This window comes from Arthrobacter sp. NPDC056493 (genome assembly GCF_042795115.1).
Lineage (GTDB): Bacteria > Actinomycetota > Actinomycetes > Actinomycetales > Micrococcaceae > Arthrobacter.
Genome location: NZ_JBHTSL010000133.1, coordinates 1 through 1,079 on the forward strand (window position 1 = coordinate 1; position 1,079 = coordinate 1,079).

Here is a 1,079-nt window from a genome sequence, read left to right on the forward strand (position 1 = left end):
GCCGCTGCAGGGACCTCCGCCGGCAGTTTGTTGGGGGAGCCGAGGGCGCGGTAGTCCCAGCCGGCGGCGCGGTAGGCGTCGGCGTTGAGTGCGTGGCGGCCGTCGACGATGTTGCGTAGCTGGACGAGGTGGCCCAGTGTGGCGGGGTTGGCGTGGCGGAATTCGTCCCATTCGGTGAGGAGGGCGACGATTTCGGCTCCGGTGACGGCTGCTTCGAGGGATGGGGCGTAGGTGAGGTCGGGGTAGGCGCGGCGGGCGTTGTTCATGGCTTGGGGGTCGTAGACGGTGATGTGGGCTCCGGCTTGGTGGAGCATGCGGGCGACGTCCAGGGCGGGGGCGTCGCGGATGTCGTCGGAGTCGGGTTTGAAGGCTGCGCCGAGGACGGTGATGTGGACGCCGGTGAGGTCGCCGCAGGCCATTTCGGTGATGAGGTCCACGGTGCGTTGGCGGCGGCGTTGGTTGATGGCGTCGACTTCCTGGAGGAAGCCGACGGCGTGTCCGACGCCGAGTTCTTTGGCGCGGTGGGTGAAGGCGCGGATGTCTTTGGGCAGGCAGCCGCCGCCGAAGCCGAGGCCGGGTTTGAGGAAGCGGCCGCCGATGCGGTTGTCGTAGGAGAGTGCGGTGGCGAGTTGGTTGACGTCGGCGCCGGTGGCTTCGCAGATTTCGGCCATGGCGTTGATGTAGGAGATTTTGGTGGCGAGGAAGGAGTTGGCGGCGGCTTTGACCAGTTCGGCGGTGGCGGGGTCGGTTACTACCACGGGGGTGCCGTGGTCGATGATCGGCGCGTAGCAGGCGGTCAGGAGGGTGCGGGCGTGTTCGGTGGGGACGCCGAAGACCAGCCGGTCCGGGTGGAGGGTGTCTTCGACGGCGTGTCCTTCGCGGAGGAATTCGGGGTTCCAGGCGAGTTCGGCCCGGGCTCCGGCGGGGGCGGTGCGCTGCAGGTAGGCCGTGAGGCGTTCGGCGGTGCCGATGGGGACGGTGGATTTGCCGGCGACGAGGCAGGCTGTGTCCAGGTGCGGGGCGAGCCGGGCGAGGGCTGCGTCGAGGAAGCGGAGGTCGGCGGCGGGGGAGTCGGGCAT

General features: G+C 69.4%; 1 protein-coding gene. It reads right to left on the reverse strand.

Going from position 1 to position 1,079, the window contains the following annotated elements:
* Positions 1-1,079, reverse strand: a 1,079-nt coding sequence (locus tag ACFQ50_RS24560; protein ID WP_377998233.1) for a UDP-glucose dehydrogenase family protein, incomplete at both ends; no start/stop codon positions are given.